Annotated in this window: 1 protein-coding gene; it reads right to left on the reverse strand. The window is 49.7% G+C overall.

From position 1 onward, the window contains the following. Window positions 1–922 (reverse strand): cadherin-like domain-containing protein (locus GVO60_RS22115; protein WP_159657893.1); only part of this gene is annotated, 922 nt, incomplete at both ends.

A 922-nucleotide genomic window follows, 5' to 3' on the forward strand; every position in this document is an offset into this window, starting at 1 on the left:
CGCTCAGGTCAACGTCCACACTGAAGTTGCCGTTCGCGTCCACCGTGGTGGTGAACGTTGCGCTGTTGGCTGGGTTTGCGCTGTCGGTCACGGTTAAGGTCACCGTCTGACCCGGCTCGACATTCTCCGTGCTGCCCGACAGGGTCACGGCCTCCGCTTCGTCTTCGCTGATGTTGCCATCGCCCACCATCACTAAGTCGATGGTTGGGCTCTCTGTATCCAAGTAGTAAGAAACTTGATTTGATGTTGGCCCTTCATTACCTTGAGGGTCGGTGATAGATGCCTCGTATGTATAAGTACCATCTTCAGGTGTCGGTACATTTATTATTATGTCACCATTAGATATGTCACTATCACTAACAGTATGTGTTCCAACAACATTTCCTTGCGAGTCTCTCAACTCAACTACGTCGCCTGTATTTGTACCGTCAGGAAGTGAAACAACAACTTGAATACCATCTGCAGCTTCTTCTGCATTGACGTAACCGTCCTGTTCACTTTCTGGAATAGCGATTATAGGAGTACCGTTAACAGGGGTGATCCCGATTTCAACCTTAATCGTATCAGTGCCACCTTGACCATCAGACACCACAACGGTAAAACTGTCTGAGCCGTTATAGCCGTCGTTTGGTGTGTAAGTCCAGTTACCGTCGGCATCGACCGTCACTGAGCCGTTTTGTGGATCATTGCCTTTAACAAAAGTCAGGTCATCACCGTCAACGTCATTGGCATTGAGCGTACCACTCACTGGTGTGTCTTCTTCTGTAGTAACAGAGATATCATCACCGAGCGGCGCACCATTGCCATCGACGATTTCAGGATCGTCGTTTACTGGCGTCACACCAATGTTGACTGTAATCGTATCGGTACCGCCTTGGCCGTCCGAGACCACCACGGTAAAGCTGTCTGAGCCGTTGTAATC

It is taken from the genome of Vibrio atypicus, from assembly GCF_009811315.1.
GTDB lineage: Bacteria > Pseudomonadota > Gammaproteobacteria > Enterobacterales > Vibrionaceae > Vibrio > Vibrio atypicus.